The following is a 15,269-nucleotide window of genomic DNA, read 5'->3' on the forward strand; positions in this document are numbered from 1 at the left end:
AGCCGCGCAGGCCCCCGTTCTGCCCTTCGCAAAAGCTGCCCTGCGGGGGCTCTCTTGGATGCGCCACAGAAAAAGGGGTGCCACAAAGACACCCCAAGGTTCACATGACCATGCTCATTAGTTTACCGCTCGTTTTGTCTTATGCCTGCGGCTTGGTCAGCGTCAGGGGCGAGCGCACCCGCCCCGGATTCAATTTCAATTCGGCGTGGCGGTCGGGGTTGGTTTTGCCCCTGACAAGCGGCACCAACCGCCCGACCGTCACTATTTCTTAGCTACAGCCGGATGTCCCGCCGCAGGTGTTGCACTTCATGCAGGTGCCGTTGCGGACCAGCGTGTAATTGCCGCATTCGCCGCAGGCTTCGCCCTCATAGCCCTGCATTTTCGCCTTGGTGCGCGCGTCGATCCCGACAGCACCGCTGGAAACTGCGGTGGTCGATGACATCGACGTGGACACCGATTGCGCAACCGCAGTAGTTCCGGCGTCCAGCACCGCAAGATCGGCCATGCCGTGCCCGCCTTGCATCAAGACCAGTTCCTGCGGCATCCGGTTGCGCAGATATCCGGTGGAGCTGATCTGTTTCAGCACTTCCAACGACCGCGTCGCGGCGCTCTCGGAAATCTCGGACACGTTGCGCACGCCTTCTTCTTCGCCGCGACCGATGGTGTCGAAGGACGCGCCTTCGGGTTTCACATGCGCCAGATCGGTGCGGTCCAGATAGGACACAGCCAGTTCGCGGAAGATATAGTCAAGGATCGACGTTGCATTCTTGATGCTGTCGTTGCCCTGAACCATGCCTGCGGGTTCGAACTTGGTAAAGGTGAAGGCATCGACGAATTCCTCGAGCGGCACGCCATATTGCAGACCAACCGACACGGCGATGGCAAAGTTGTTCATCATCGCGCGGAAACCCGCACCTTCCTTGTGCATGTCGATAAAGATTTCGCCCAGCTTGCCGTCGCCATATTCGCCGGTGCGCAGATAAACCTTGTGGCCGCCAACGATGGCCTTTTGGGTATAGCCCTTGCGACGCTGAGGCATCTTTTCGCGGTGCGATTTGATGATCTCTTTGACGATGACCTTTTCGACGATCTTTTCGGCCAGAACCACGGTTTTTTCGTGCATGCTGCCCGATTCCAGCGTTTCTGCTGCTTCGTCATCATCCTCGACCAGCGCCGATGCCAAAGGCTGCGACAGTTTCGATCCGTCACGGTACAAGGCGTTGGCTTTGACACCCAGCGACCAGGACAGTTCATAGGCTTTCTGGCAGTCTTCGATTGTCGCGTCATTCGGCATGTTGATCGTCTTGGAGATCGCACCCGAGATGAACGACTGTGCCGCTGCCATCATGTAGATGTGGCTGTTAACCGACAGATAACGCTTGCCTCTTTTACCGCAGGGGTTGGCGCAATCGAAGATATTGTAGTGCTCTTCCTTGAGGTGCGGTGCACCTTCCAATGTCATGGTGCCGCAAACATGGTCGTTGGCCGCATCGACATCTTTCTTGGAGAACCCAAGGGATTTCAGCAGGTCGAATGTTGGATCATTCAGCATTTCCGCCGGGATACCAAGGACTTGGGTGCAGAATTCTTCGCCCAAAGTCCACTGGTTGAACACAAAGCGGATGTCAAAGGCCTGCGCCAGCGCCGCGTCAACCTTGGCCAGTTCGTTCGCGCCAAAGCCATGGCCCACAAGTGTGGTGTGGTTGATGCCCGGTGCGTTGCCGATGCTGCCGTGACCGACGGCATAGGCGACGATCTCTTCGATCTGGGCCGAACCGTAGCCCAGCTTTTCCAAGGCCGCCGGAACCGACTGGTTGATGATCTTGAAATACCCGCCACCGGCAAGCTTCTTGAACTTCACCAGCGCAAAGTCGGGTTCGATCCCTGTGGTGTCACAATCCATCACCAGACCGATGGTGCCTGTGGGGGCAATCACCGACACTTGTGCGTTGCGATAGCCGTGCTTTTCACCAAGGCGCAGCGCTTCGTCCCATGTGGATGTCGCGATGGCCAGCAGGTTTTGCTGCGGGCAGTTTGCGTGATCCAAAGGCACCGGCTTGACCGCCAGCGCTTCGTAGCCATCGGCATTGCCCATCGACGCGTTGCGGTGGTTGCGGATGACGCGCAGCATGTGGGCCGCGTTTTTCTTGTAGCCCGGGAAGGCCCCCAATTCGCCCGCCATTTCGGCGGATGTGGCATAGGAAACGCCGGTCATGATCGCGGTCAGGGCACCACACAAGGCGCGGCCTTCGTCGCTGTCATAGGAATAGCCCATGTTCATCAGCAACCCGCCGATGTTCGCATAACCCAGACCCAAGGTGCGGAAGTCATAGGACCGCTGCGCGATTTCCTTGGAGGGGAACTGCGCCATCATCACCGAGATTTCGAGTGTCACAGTCCACAAACGCGAGGCGTGCATGTAGTCTTCGACCTGGAATTCGCCGTCCTTGAGGAAGGTCAGAAGGTTCATCGACGCAAGGTTACAGGCCGTGTCGTCAAGGAACATGTATTCGGAACAAGGGTTTGACCCACGGATCGCGCCGTCTTCGGGGCATGTGTGCCATTCGTTGACGGTGTCGTGGTACTGGATGCCCGGATCGGCACAGGCCCATGCGGCGTGGCCAACCTGTTCCCACAAATCGCGGGCACGGATGGTTTTCGACACGCGGCCTGTGGTGCGGTCCAGCAATTCCCAATCGGCGTCTTTTTCAACGGCATGCAGGAAGGCGTTGGTCACGCGGATCGAGTTGTTGGAGTTCTGGCCGGAAACCGACGAATAGGCTTCGGAATCCCAGTCGGTGTCATAGGTCGGGAATTCGATCGAGGTGTGGCCCTGCTTGGCATAATCCAGCACGCGCTTGACGTAGGTCTCGGGGATCGCGCATTTCTTTGCGTCCTTGATCGCGGCTTTCAACTGCTCGTTCTTGGCGGGGTCATAGGCGTCGGCCTGAATGCCGTCCCATGCTTTGATCGCCGCGAACAGCTTGTTCAGCTCGCGTTCGTGCATCTTCGATCCGGCAACGATGGACGCCACTTTTTGCTCTTCGATGACCTTCCAGTTGATGAAGTCTTCGATATCGGGGTGATCCGCATCGACGATCACCATTTTCGCAGCACGGCGCGTGGTGCCACCGGATTTGATCGCACCGGCAGCGCGGTCACCGATTTTCAGGAAACCCATCAGGCCAGACGATTTGCCACCGCCCGACAGCCCCTCGCCTGCACCGCGCAAGCTTGAGAAGTTGGTGCCTGTGCCGGACCCGTATTTGAACAGGCGTGCCTCGCGGACCCACAGATCCATGATGCCGCCATCGCCGACCAGATCATCCGCGACAGACTGAATGAAACAGGCGTGGGGCTGCGGGTGCTCGTAGGAGGATGTCGAGCGGGTCAGCTTGCCGGTTTTGTAGTCCACATAATAGTGACCCTGCGCCGGACCATCGATGCCGTAAGCCCAGTGCAGACCGGTATTGAACCACTGCGGGCTGTTCGGGGCACCGGACTGGGACGCCAGAATGTGGCGCATTTCGTCGTAATAGGCTTGGGCGTCTTCTTCGGTGGTGAAATAGCCACCCTTCCAACCCCAATAGGCCCATGCGCCTGCCAGACGGTCGAAAACCTGCTTTGAAGACGTCTCGCCGCCCATGGTCGCGTCATCGGCAGGAACCGAGCGCCACAGGAATTCTGGCACGCCCTTTTCTTTGACCTTTTTGGTCGCAGAAGGCACGCCGGCTTTGCGGAAATATTTCTGGGCGATCACATCAGAGGCGACCTGGCTCCAGCTCGAGGGGACTTCGACGTTATCGAGGTGAAAAACAACCGATCCGTCCGGGTTGCGAATTTCGGAAACCGTGCTCACGAAATCCAGCTTTGCATATGCATCTTGCCCGGATGTGGTGAATTTTCTTTCGATCTTCATATCTGTCGCCCCATGTGCTCAGCTCAATTTCAAATGACAGGTCCTGACATTGCAGACCGCCCCAACTGCACCGACTTGAGAAAGAGACTGCACCCGCGCGTGACCAATCTGCCCCGCACCAAGCGTTCAAACGTGCGTTGAAGCTGCGTTTGCCTGTCCTGCCTCATTGGTCCGCCGCCTAGCGTTTACCACTAGATGTAGTGGCGTGACCGTCGATTTACACAAACTGACGTATAGAGGCCTATCGGGTCAACGAAAATATTCTGGAATTTCGCGAAGTTCAGGGTTGACCGAACCGGCATTTCTTGAGGCGACCGGACCCGCGGTGATTCAACCCAACGATATACACAAGCTGCCCGTTTTGCCGCCCCTCGAGCCCGCGTGTGGATAAGTCAATAAACCCCAAGGTTTAGCGGCAACCCCTCATCCATCACTTGAGATATCCACACAGTGCTTCACAGCCCTCTGGGGATAATTCGCAAATCAGCATGAAGTAGAAAAAGAATTGCACCACACAAGATGAAGTCCGATTATTGGGTAACCCGACAAGATGTAGACAGTGCTGAAACACAAATACAGCGTTCTGATCTGCATAAAGCAGATCAGGAACACTATATGTGGTGGTTCTTAAAGTGGTCGGGGCGAGAAGATTCGAACTTCCGACCCCCTGTACCCAAAACAGGTGCGCTACCAGGCTGCGCCACGCCCCGACTGAGGCTTACTTAGCCAAAGGTGATCTGATTGAAAAGCCCTAACTTCACAGAAATCGACCGAATTAGCAGGGCCATGCCGGGTTGTGCGCACTAAAGGCCGGATGGCGCAGTTCAGAGCCTGTTTTAATGCCCATTCGCCGTGCCAGCCCGCCATTTATTTCCAGCACCGACAACAGGTTCTCGCCACCCGAGATTACGGTCTCATCCAAAGGCACCGCATTTTCATGGATGTGCTGCACGACACCACGGGAATCAATGAACAACAGATCCAAAGGAATCAGCGTGTTGCGCATCCAGAAGTTCATCGCTTGCGGGCGGTCATAGACAAACAACATCCCCACACCCATGGGCATCGATTTTCGAAACATCAAACCCTGGGCACGCTCGGCCGCGTCATCGGCAACCTCGACCGAGAATCGGGCCTGCCCCCATTCGCCACGTAACGCGACAGACGTGTCAGAACAGCCCGCTGCCGCCGCCTGCCCCGTTGTGCAGGCGTTCAGCGCAAAAAGCGCCGCAAAAAGCGGTGCTAAATAGCTTTTTCGCAATTTAGAATAACGGTTTCCCATGCACGTACCTCAGCGGCCATCTTGCCGCGCTCGCCATTGATCACCCGCAACGCCAAAGCCTCGCCCGGTTGCAGATCGGACAGACCAGACTGGCGCAACACTTCGATATGCAAAAAGATATCATCACTTTTGCCAAACACATTGGCAAAGCCGAACCCTTTGGATTTATCGAACCACTTTACCCGCGCAGGTTCAATCGGTGCCGCAGCCACAATCGCGGGATCAACCCCGACGATTTCGTCCAAGGCAGCGGATTGGCTGGTTTCCGGAGGGTGTATTGCGTGAATTTGCGTCGCCTGGACACCGCGGCTTGTTTCATGTGCGCTCAATTCAACCCGCGCACCATCCGCGATCGAGCTTTGACCGTAATTGCGCAAAACGTTTACATGCAGCAATATATCTGCCCCGCCCTGATCGGAAATGACGAATCCGAACCCCTTGGAAGGATCAAACCATTTTACGGTTCCCGAAATAATATCTGGGGTATGCTCTAAATCTGACACAAATAACCTTTGGTATTCTAAGTGTAGCTCGCCTTCATAATAATCCGGCGCTTTGTTCCATATGATATTATGGGTTTAACCTTGTTACAGTCCAGTCTGATGAAACATCCGCCCGACGCCACACGAACCGGTCATGCAGCCGAAATTCGCCATCTGCCCAAAATTCGATCTCTAGCGGTGCCAAACGATAGCCCCCCCAGAACGGCGGGCGGTCAGGGTCTGTGCCCTGCCTCAGGGTGACCTTGGCAACCTCGGCCATCAACGCGGCGCGGCTGCTCAGCGGGCTGGACTGGTCCGACGCCCATGCACCCAACCGGCTCTTGAGCGAGCGGGACTTGTAATATTCATCCGCTTTCGGCCCGTTTTCCTTGGTAATCAGTCCCCGCGCCCGCACCTGACGGCGCAGTGATTTCCAATGCATCACAAAGGCGGCCTTGCCCGCGTGATCAAGCTCTTGCGCCTTAGCGCTGGTGTAATTCGTATAAAAAACAAAAGCATCGTCTTCGATGTCCTTGAGCAGGACCATCCGTGCATTTGGCATGCCTTGGGCGTCTACCGTCGACAAAGCAATCGCATTTGGGTCGTTCACCTCGGCCTGCGTGGCCTCGGCCAACCAGCGCTGTGCAATTTCAAACGGATTATCCCCCGCAAACTTGCCTTTACGCGCGTCACTATCTCCCACTGAACCTACTCCCCCTGCCCCAAAGCGCATCTTAGCAAGCCCGTATAACATTTGACACGGCCAAACAACGAAAAGTCGCGCACTCAGAATGAAATGCGCGTATTGGTTGCTCTCGCATGTCTCGGTTTGCCCAGCCTTGCTGAAAAACAATCAATGGCATAAACCAGTGTCAACATAACAAGATAGTCGAAGGAAAAAGAATGGCAAATGACCTGATGGCAGGCAAACGTGGGCTCATCATGGGTCTTGCGAATGACAAGTCGATTGCCTGGGGCATCGCGCGCGCCCTTGCAGATGCAGGTGCCGAGCTGGCATTTTCCTATCAAGGTGACGCCCTGAAAAAACGCGTTGATCCTTTGGCCGCCCAATTGGGCAGCGATATGGTGCTGCCCTGCGATGTCGGCTCGGAAGAGTCGATTGACGCGCTGTTCGACGGCATCAAGGAACGCTGGAACAGCATCGACTTTGTCGTCCATGCCATCGGCTTTTCCGACAAGAACGAATTGCGCGGCCGCTATGTCGATACCAGCCGCGGCAATTTCGCAATGTCGATGGACATCTCGGTCTACTCCTTTACCGCCGTGATGCAACGCGCGGAAAAAATGATGACCAAAGGCGGCAGCGCCGTCACCCTCACCTATTATGGCGCTGAAAAAGTCATGCCCCATTATAATGTCATGGGCGTGGCCAAGGCCGCCCTCGAAGCATCGGTCAAATATCTGGCCGAAGACCTTGGCAAGGACGGCATCCGCGTCAATGCCATCAGCGCGGGCCCTATCAAAACACTCGCGGCCTCGGGCATCGGCGATTTCCGCTACATCATGAAATGGAACGAATACAACTCGCCCCTGCGCCGCAATGTCACGATTGATGACGTCGGCAAATCCGCCTTGTTCCTGCTCAGCGATCTGGGGTCCGGGACCACGGGCGAAAACCTCCATGTGGATGCAGGATATCATGTGGTCGGCATGAAGGCCGTCGATGCACCCGATATGGCAAAGGAATAAACGGATGAGCAAAGACCCCTCGCGCCTGCCCCATGAAAAGGGCTTTCACATCAGCTGGGACCAGATCCACCGCGACAGCCGCGCATTGGCCTGGCGCCTGGACGGGTTGGGCCCCGATGATGGCGCATGGCGCGCCGTCGTGGCGATCACACGCGGTGGCATGGCCCCCGCGATGATCGCAGCCCGCGAACTCGACATACGCACCGTTGATACGATCTCGATCAAATCCTACGACCATCAGGACCAGTCCGACGCCGTCGTGCTCAAGGCACCGGATGCCGAGCTGATGGGCGACGGCACCGGTATCCTGATCATCGACGATCTGGTGGATTCCGGTAAAACCCTTGAAATCGTGCGCAAACTTTATCCAAATGCACATCTGGCCACAGTCTATGCAAAACCCAAGGGCCGCCCGCAGGTTGATACTTTCATCACCGAGGTCAGCCAGGACACATGGATATTCTTTCCATGGGACATGGCCCTGCAATATGTCGAGCCGTACCGCGGCAAGGACTGAGCCAGAAAGATTCTATGCCTTCGGCGAGGATTTTAGACCATTTGGAATGAAGACGCGCACTGCGTCCCGCTTCTCTGGCTCCTAAATATCCTCGCCGAAGGCATCCGCCCTTGACCACAGGAACCTGCATCCGATGTTGACGCGCACCGCTTCCACCTTTGCCCCGCCCGTGATGGAGGCCCGCCGCTGGTTGGCAGGCGTTGAATTCCCGGCAGACCGGCCGTTGATCAATGTCAGCCAGGCCGCCCCTGTCGATCCGCCCCCGCAAGCGATGCGCGAAGCAATGGCGCAGGTCGCTTTGACAAATGACGACGCACATCTTTACGGTCCCGTGCTGGGGTTGCCCGAGTTGCGGGCCGAGCTGGCGTTGCAGAGTTCGGCGCATTACGCGGGTCGAATTGACGCCGCGCAGACTGCAATCACCTCCGGATGCAATCAGGCTTTTGCCGCGGCCATCGCAACCTTGTGCAGCGAGGGGGACGAAGTAATCCTGCCAACCCCTTGGTATTTCAACCATAAAATGTGGCTGGACATGTCAGGCGCGACTGCGGTTGCCTTGAAGACCGGGCCTGACCTCTTGCCGGACCCCAAACAGGCGGCGGCGCTGATTACGGACCGGACCCGTGCAATTGCGATTGTCACGCCGAACAACCCCGGCGGTGTCGAATATCCTGCCGAACTGGTTCAGGCGTTCTTTGATCTGGCGCGCGCCCATGGCATCGCCCTGATCGTGGATGAAACCTACCGCGATTTTGACAGCCGGTCAGGCCCGCCTCATGCGCTGTTCCAGGATCCGGACTGGCAAGATACGCTGATACATCTTTATTCCTTTTCCAAGGCATACCGCCTGACCGGCCACCGCGTCGGCGCGATGATCGCATCCCCTGCACGGCTGGCCGAGGTTGAAAAATTTCTGGACACCGTCGCCATCTGTCCCGGCCAGATCGGCCAGCATGCAGCCTTGTGGGGGATGCAAAATCTGTCGCAATGGCTGGCGGGTGAACGCGATGAAATCCTCGCGCGGCGCAAGGCGATCACCGACAACATGCCCAAGCTGGACGCCAAAGGCTGGACGCTGTTGGGGCTTGGCGGGTATTTCGCCTATCTTGCGCATCCTTTCGAAGAGAGATCGGACCAGCTGGCCCGGCGGATGGTGCGCGAGCAGAGTATTCTGTGTCTGCCCGGCACGATGTTCTGCCCTCAGGATGACCCCAGTGGCGCGTGTCAGGTGCGGATCGCCTTTGCGAATCTGGATGCGGATGGAATTGCCGTGCTGTTTGACAGGATGGCCCGGCTTTAACGGACCTCTTGCCCCCCTGCCGCGCACCGCATAGATAGGTTCAAACGCGCTAAAAGGGTAAGATCATGAAAGCCAAAGGCAATAGCCTCACGAAAACCGCAGTCTGGGTATTGATGGGCCTGCTGATCCTTGGCCTTGGCGGCTTTGGCGCGGTCAACCTGTCGGGCAATATACGCACGGTTGGCAAGGTCGGGGACAAGGAAATCTCGGTCGATAACTATGCCCGCGAGCTGCAACAGCAGATCCGCAGTATTGAAAGCCAGACCGGCGAAACGCTGCCCTTTCAGCAAGCTCAGGCCATCGGTCTGGATCGCGCCGTTTTGCAGCGCCTTGTCCGCCTGCGCGCGCTGGATAACGAAGCCGAGCAGATGGGCCTGTCCATCGGCGACGAGAACCTGCGCCAGCGGATCGTCGAAATCCCTGCGTTTCAGGGTGTGAGCGGCGATTTTGACCGCGAGGGGTACCGCTTTGCGCTTCAGCAGGCCGGGCTGAGCGAGAGCGAGTTCGAAGTGTCGTTGCGCGAAGAAGCGGGCCGCACCTTGTTGCAAGACGCGATCACCAGCGGCGTTGCCATGCCCGATGCTTTTGCCAAGACGTTGGTCGATTATGTCGGCGCGAAACGCAGCTTTACCTGGGCGGCCCTGAACGAGGTCGATCTGGCCGCACCCGTTCCTGCCCCGACGGATGCGCAATTGCAGACCTATTATGATGAAAACACCGATCAGTTTATGCTGCCTGCCAGCAAATCGATCACCTATATTCTGCTGACCCCCGGCGACGTGCTGGACGAAGTCGAAGTATCCGACGCTGATTTGCAGCAAGCCTATGAAGAGCGTTCCGCCGAATATATCCAGCCCGAACGCCGCCTGGTGGAACGTTTGGTTTTTGCCGACGAGACAAGCGCCGATCAGGCCGCAGCAGCGCTTGAAGTCAATGGCACAACCTTTGAAGCACTGGTTCTGGACCGGGGTCTGGCCCTTGAGGATGTGGATATGGGCGATGTGGCCCAGCAGGATCTGGGGGCCGCTGGTGATGCGGTCTTTGCCGCCGAAGTCGAGGATGTCGTGGGGCCGCTGCCCACCAATCTGGGCCCTGCATTGTTCCGCATCAACGGTGTTTTGCCGTCGCTGAACACCACCTTCGAAGAAGCCCGCCCCGCCTTGCAGCAAGATCTTGCAGGCGACCGTGCGATCCGCCAGGTCGAAGTCCGCGCCCGCGATCTGGACGATCAGCTTGCCGGTGGTGCCACGCTTGAGCAACTGGCCGAAGAAACCAAGATGACCCTTGGCAAGATCGAATGGACCCAAGACAGTGACGAAGACATCGCCGGTTACGCCGGTTTCCGCGAGGCCGCCGCGGGTCTGACCGCAGATGATTTCCCCAAGATCGACCAGTTGGAAGACGGCAGCGTTTATGCGATGCGTCTGGACGGCACATTGGATGAACGCGCCAATCCGTTTGACGACGCGCGCGCTGATGTTGTGGCCGCCTGGACAGCCGATCAGGTCAGCCAGGCGCTTGTCGCGCAGGCGGAAACCGCCAAAACCGCGCTTGAGGCCGGGTCTGATTTCGAAAGCCTGGGGCTGACCCCAACAGCACAGACCGACCTGACCCGCGATGCGGTGATCAACGGCACCCCGTCCGACATGTTGAAACTCGTATTCGACGCCGCCCCCGGTGATATCCGCGTGGTTCAAGGCGATGATACTGTCATTGTCCTGCGGGTTGATGGCGTGACAGACGCGCAGGAAAGCGCGCAAAACCAGCAACTTCTGGCGCAATTGGCTGGTCAGCTCAGCCAGCAGCTTAGTCAGGATATCTTTGCGATCTATTCTGACGATGTGGTGCGCCGTGCGGTTCCGCTGGTCGATCAACAGGCGGTGAATGCCGTCCATGTGAACTTCCCCTAAAGAAGGCCCCCCATGTCCCTGACCCCTGATTTCGACAGCTTTGCCGCAGGATATGCGGCGGGTAAAAACCAGATCGTCTATACCCGTCTGGCCGCTGACCTTGATACGCCTGTGTCCTTGATGCTCAAGCTGACGGGAGATGCGCAGAACGCTTTTGTGCTGGAATCTGTCACGGGCGGCGAAGTGCGCGGGCGCTATTCGATTATCGGGATGAAACCTGATCTGATCTGGCGCTGCAAGGGCACGACATCGGCCGTGAACCGCGCCGCGCGCTATGATGCGGATGCGTTTGAAGATGTTGCCGGCAACCCGCTGGATACCCTGCGCGGGCTGATCGCTGAATCAAAGATCGACCTGCCTGCCGACCTGCCCCAAGCCGCCGCCGGTCTGTTCGGCTATCTGGGCTATGACATGATCCGGCTGGTTGAACATCTGCCCAATGTGAACCCCGATACGCTGGGTCTCCCGGATGCGATGATGCTGCGCCCGTCGGTGATTGCGGTGCTGGACGGTGTCAAAGGTGAGGTGACAATCGTGTCCCCCGCTTGGGTGTCCGACGGCCAATCCGCCAAGGCCGCCTATGCGCAGGCAGGCGAACGTGTGATGGATGCCGTGCGCGATCTGGAACGGTCCATGCCCGGCACCAGCCGCGATCTGGGCGAGGCGCATGAAGAATCCGCACCCGTCAGCAATTTCACCCGCGAGGGCTATAAATCCGCGATCGAAAAGGCCCGCGAATATATCGTTGCGGGCGATATCTTTCAGGTGGTGCCGTCGCAACGCTGGGCGCAGGGTTTCTCGCAGCCGCCGTTCTCGTTGTACCGCAGCCTGCGCCGCACCAACCCGTCGCCGTTCATGTTCTACTTCAATTTTGGCGATTTCCATGTTGTGGGGGCCAGCCCTGAAATCCTTGTCCGCGTCTTTGGCAAGGAAATCACCATTCGCCCCGTTGCAGGCACCCGCCGTCGCGGGGCCACCCCCGAGGAAGACCGCGCCCTTGAGGCAGATCTGCTGGCCGACCAAAAAGAACTGGCCGAGCATTTGATGCTGCTGGATCTGGGCCGCAACGATGTGGGCCGTGTGGCCAAGATCGGCACCGTGCGCCCCACCGAAGAATTTATCGTCGAACGCTATAGCCACGTGATGCACATCGTGTCCAACGTGGTGGGCGAATTGCGCGACGACCGGGACGCGCTGGATGCGTTCTTTGCCGGGATGCCTGCGGGCACCGTGTCAGGTGCCCCCAAGGTCCGCGCGATGGAGATCATCGACGAGCTGGAGCCGGAAAAACGCGGGCTTTATGGCGGCGGTGTCGGCTATTTCAGTGCGGGCGGTGATATGGACATGTGCATCGCCCTGCGTACTGCCGTGATCAAGGATAAAACCCTGTATATTCAAGCGGGTGGCGGGGTTGTCTATGACAGCGATGCCGAGGCGGAATATATGGAAACCGTGCATAAATCCGACGCCATCCGCCGTGCGGCTGCCGATGCGGCGCGGTTCTCGGGACGAGGTAACATCTAAATATGCCCAATCAGGTGCCTTTTGAAATCGCGGGTCAAAAGGTGGCTCCCGGCACCCGCGCACAGTTCGACCTGCCGATTTCGATCTTGCCCGATCACACGCCTGTGGGCCTGTCGCTTGAAGTGATCCACGGCAAGCGCGAGGGCCCCACGATGTTCGTCAGCGCCGCTGTGCATGGCGATGAACTGATCGGGGTCGAGATCGTGCGCCGCTTGCTGCGCACCCCGCAGCTGAAATCCCTGCGCGGCACCTTGCTGGTGGTGCCTGTGGTGAACTCTTTCGGGTTTATCAACCGCTCACGCTACCTGCCCGACCGCCGCGATCTGAACCGCTGCTTTCCGGGGCATCCCTCGGGGTCTTTGGGGTCTCGGCTCGCGCATATTTTCCTCAATGATGTGGTTTTGCGCTGCGATTTCGGCATCGACCTGCACTCAGCCGCGATCCACCGGACCAACCTGCCGCAGGTGCGGATTTCGCCCTCCGATCCGGTCACGCGGCGCATGGCGATCAACTTTGCCGCCCCGGTCGTTCTGACCTCGCCGCTGCGCGACGGATCATTGCGGGCCGTTGCATCGGCCAAGGGCACGCCCGTGCTGCTGTACGAGGCGGGCGAAGGGTTGCGTTTTGACGAAATGGCTGTGCGGGCGGGCGTTGCCGGTATCTTGCGGGTCATGCATGCCGAAGACATGCTGCCCGCCAAAGGCATCGCCCCCTCGCGCCGTCAGTCCCATGTCTGTTCCAGTTCAACCTGGCTGCGCGCCCCCGTGGGCGGGCTGCTGCGCACCTTCCGCGCCGAAGGTGAAACGGTCAAGGAAGGCGACGCGCTGGCCACGGTATCCGACCCGTTCGGCAAAACCGAAGAAGATATTATCGCCCCTGCTGACGGTATCCTGATCGGCCGTGCGATCCTGCCGGTGGTGAACGAAGGCGATGCCGTGTTCCATCTGGCCAAGCTGCTGCCGCGCGCCGTGGCCGACACGGTCGAGGACATGATCACACAGCTCGAAAGCGATCCGCTGTTCGACGAAGACGAAATTATCTAGCGTTATTCGCCTTTTGCATTCAACAGCACGGCAGAAATCGGGGCCAGCGCGACCTGGCTCGCGCGGTCCTGCAACCCCCAGACCAGCAAGGCCGATATCGTCTCGGGGCGCATCCGGCCCAGCATGATCACCGATCCTTCGATCCCTGCTTTGAACGCCGCCTGATCCAGAAAACGGCGGATCACGGTGGGCGTCTGGTCTTTGCTGTCAAAGTCGCGGAAGATCGGGGACGCGGGCACGCCTTCCTTGACCGCCAGCTTTGGCATGGTGTTCAAACCCTTGTCCTGACTGACCAAACCATAGCCGCCTTGCGCAAGAATTGCGGTGACCTGATCCGCGACGTCGCGGTTGGGCTGCAAGCCTGCCCCCGTCCCTTCCAACACGCCCACAACTTCGGGCATCCGGCTGAACGCGACCGCTAAGGTGGTTTCTGCATCAGAGGCTATGGCACCTTCCGGCAGGTCAACCATGGCCATCACTTCAAAACCTTCGTTGCGGTAAATCGCCATACGTTCGGCAGCGTCGGCAAGGGTCATGTCCACGGCAAAGCTGATCGGATAGGGAAAACTGCGCAGGGCGGCAATGCCCACTTCGCCCCCATCAAGATCACTGCCTTGGTCGATCAGCAAAATGCTCATCAACGGTTTTTCCTGAGTATTTGCAAAGGGTTGTGAATAGCGCGTAATTGCCCGCGCGCCGATGGACGGCGCGGCTTCGGCATCGGTCTGACCGCCGCTGCTTGCCGTTGGCAAGCGGTTGATCGTAACGCGTGCGCCGCCGTCATCCGCAGTCGGGGTATCACCTGTCGGTATCGCTGTGCCTGTTGTTTCAAAAGCGCGGCGGGTTTGGATGGTTGGCACCGGCGTTTCTTTTGGCTCGACAGTGACTGTCTTGATCTCGGGAACCTCGGCTGGGGGCTCTGCTACCGGTGCCTCGACAGGCTCTGCGACGGGGGCCTCCTCCACAACCACTTTCTCGACCGGCGGTACAGACGGGGCCGTTGACACGGGGGGGGCTGCCTGGGTCACGATGTCGACGGTATCAGGGGCCGGCGGCTCCATCGGGGCAAGCGCCAGCGGGTTTTGCAGCACCGGTTCATCCGCGGAAATATCGGGTGCTGTGCTTTCGGTCATTTGCGCTGGCGCTTCGATATCCTGAATCGCCTCGGGTTGGGCAAGCGGGGCAATCATGGCCTCGATCTTGACGTCTTCAACGCTGTCTTGCAGCGGAGCTTCGACCACCGCAACCGGCTCTGTCACGGGTTGGGTTTCATCCATCTCGGGGATGATTGCAGGAACGCTTGCGGGCTCTCCCGTATCGATCTTGGCCGGTCCGGTATCCGCAATTTTGGGTGGCGTGCTGATCGGCACCATGAAAGACACGATACCAGCCACCAAAATGCTGAACACACCACCAATGATGATGCCTCCAAGAAAACCGCGTGCCATGATTGAAATACTCCTGCTTTTTGTTCCTGCATTGGCCGCTCTGCGGACCTGGTGCCCTTGACGATAGGTCTTAAGCCTGAACATGTAATGGCGAACATTATACCGTGGTTTGGTGCCAATCCTCTAGCCCTAAA

At 58.4% G+C, this 15,269-nt stretch carries 11 protein-coding genes and 1 tRNA gene; 6 read left to right on the top strand and 6 right to left on the bottom strand.

Annotated features, from left to right (window positions below; genetic code table 11):
- Positions 1–268 precede the first annotated feature (268 nt).
- From ACSQ13_RS08240 to pdxH, 5 genes are all read right to left on the bottom strand, one after another.
- The gene (locus ACSQ13_RS08240) at positions 269–3,919 is read right to left on the bottom strand and encodes a vitamin B12-dependent ribonucleotide reductase (protein ID WP_295512206.1); all 3,651 of its coding nucleotides are present in this window, start codon (positions 3,917–3,919) and stop codon (positions 269–271) included.
- A gap of 633 nt (positions 3,920–4,552) precedes the next feature.
- Positions 4,553–4,629 (bottom strand) — tRNA-Pro (locus ACSQ13_RS08245).
- Positions 4,630–4,694: 65 nt separating this feature from the next.
- Positions 4,695–5,201: a DUF192 domain-containing protein gene (locus tag ACSQ13_RS08250; protein ID WP_176249293.1), complete on the bottom strand. Its 507-nt coding sequence runs from the start codon at positions 5,199–5,201 to the stop codon at positions 4,695–4,697.
- Positions 5,162–5,704: a cold-shock protein gene (locus tag ACSQ13_RS08255; protein WP_295512204.1), complete on the bottom strand. Its 543-nt coding sequence runs from the start codon at positions 5,702–5,704 to the stop codon at positions 5,162–5,164. Before ACSQ13_RS08255 ends, ACSQ13_RS08250 begins: the two co-directional genes overlap by 40 nt.
- A 67-nt stretch (positions 5,705–5,771) precedes the next feature.
- Entirely contained in the window at positions 5,772–6,386 is a 615-nt protein-coding gene (gene pdxH / locus ACSQ13_RS08260) for a pyridoxamine 5'-phosphate oxidase (protein ID WP_255200131.1), read from the bottom strand.
- Positions 6,387–6,586: 200 nt separating this feature from the next.
- Between pdxH and fabI the strand changes: the two genes are divergently transcribed.
- The 6 genes from fabI to ACSQ13_RS08290 all read left to right on the top strand — a co-directional run bounded on the left by fabI (position 6,587) and on the right by ACSQ13_RS08290 (position 13,687).
- Entirely contained in the window at positions 6,587–7,393 is an 807-nt protein-coding gene (gene fabI / locus ACSQ13_RS08265) for an enoyl-ACP reductase FabI (RefSeq protein WP_176249296.1), read from the top strand.
- Between the two features lie 4 nt (positions 7,394–7,397).
- Positions 7,398–7,910: a xanthine phosphoribosyltransferase gene (gpt, locus tag ACSQ13_RS08270; RefSeq protein ID WP_295512203.1), complete on the top strand. Its 513-nt coding sequence runs from the start codon at positions 7,398–7,400 to the stop codon at positions 7,908–7,910.
- 172 nt (positions 7,911–8,082) lie between these two features.
- Positions 8,083–9,210: an aminotransferase gene (locus ACSQ13_RS08275; protein ID WP_435988247.1), complete on the top strand. Its 1,128-nt coding sequence runs from the start codon at positions 8,083–8,085 to the stop codon at positions 9,208–9,210.
- Between the two features lie 65 nt (positions 9,211–9,275).
- Complete coding sequence (locus tag ACSQ13_RS08280; protein ID WP_295512201.1) at positions 9,276–11,120, top strand: peptidyl-prolyl cis-trans isomerase; 1,845 nt, start codon at positions 9,276–9,278, stop codon at positions 11,118–11,120.
- A 12-nt stretch (positions 11,121–11,132) separates the two neighbouring features.
- Positions 11,133–12,644 carry an anthranilate synthase component I gene (gene trpE / locus ACSQ13_RS08285; RefSeq protein ID WP_176249300.1) on the top strand — a complete coding sequence of 504 codons (1,512 nt, stop codon included), beginning with the start codon at positions 11,133–11,135 and terminating at the stop codon, positions 12,642–12,644.
- 2 nt (positions 12,645–12,646) lie between these two features.
- Entirely contained in the window at positions 12,647–13,687 is a 1,041-nt protein-coding gene (locus tag ACSQ13_RS08290) for a succinylglutamate desuccinylase/aspartoacylase family protein (protein ID WP_176249301.1), read from the top strand.
- Between the two features lie 2 nt (positions 13,688–13,689).
- Here ACSQ13_RS08290 and ACSQ13_RS08295 read toward each other — a convergent pair whose 3' ends face one another.
- On the bottom strand, positions 13,690–15,135 hold the full coding sequence (locus ACSQ13_RS08295) for a divergent polysaccharide deacetylase family protein (RefSeq protein ID WP_295512198.1): 1,446 nt from the start codon (positions 15,133–15,135) through the stop codon (positions 13,690–13,692).
- Between the last annotated feature and the right edge of the window lie 134 nt (positions 15,136–15,269).

The organism is Sulfitobacter sp. SH22 (assembly GCF_965641905.1).
Taxonomy (GTDB): Bacteria; Pseudomonadota; Alphaproteobacteria; order Rhodobacterales; family Rhodobacteraceae; genus Sulfitobacter.